Here is a 564-nt window from a genome sequence, read left to right as displayed (position 1 = left end):
CGGTCCGCCACGACCCGTGCGGAAATCAGCACCCAGGGCGCGTGACAGATGGCGGCGACCACGTGGCCCTCCGTATCCGCCCGGCGCACGATCTCCAGCATCTCGCGGTGGCGGCGCATGCGGTCCGGTGCATAGCCCCCGGGCACGACGACGATGTCGAAATCCTGGCTCGCCGCTTCCGCCGACGCGATGTGGGCCTCCACGGTGCAGCCGTGCTTGCCGGTATAGGTCGCCTTGCGCGGCCCCACGACGATGACCTCAGCGCCTTCCTCGGCGAAGCGGTGCAGCGGATAGAGCAGCTCGATGTCCTCGAACTCGTCCTCGGCGAGCAGGCAAACGCGCTTGCCGGCCAGTAATTCGCTCATCGCTGGCTCCTTGATGGGGTGAATGGGACTACCGTCTCTCTGCCCGGGTGGGATCGACGCCACCGCAAATCAAGGTCGTTATTCGAACTCCGCCGCCGCGGGCGGGTACACTGCCGCACTAAGGGCCATGCGACGCATTGGAGGGGGAACGGATTATGACGGATTCCACCCAGGACGAAGGCGCGTGGGAGGAAGGCCC

Annotated in this window: 1 protein-coding gene; it reads right to left on the bottom strand. The window is 66.7% G+C overall.

Annotated features, from left to right (window positions below; translation table 11 throughout):
- Positions 1 to 365, bottom strand: a 365-nt coding sequence (locus G7A99_RS24130) for a DJ-1/PfpI family protein (protein ID WP_163144612.1), incomplete at its 3' end; no start/stop codon positions are given.
- Between the last annotated feature and the right edge of the window lie 199 nt (positions 366 to 564).

The organism is Arhodomonas sp. KWT (assembly GCF_010993615.1).
This window is presented reverse-complemented; position numbering and strand designations above follow the sequence as displayed.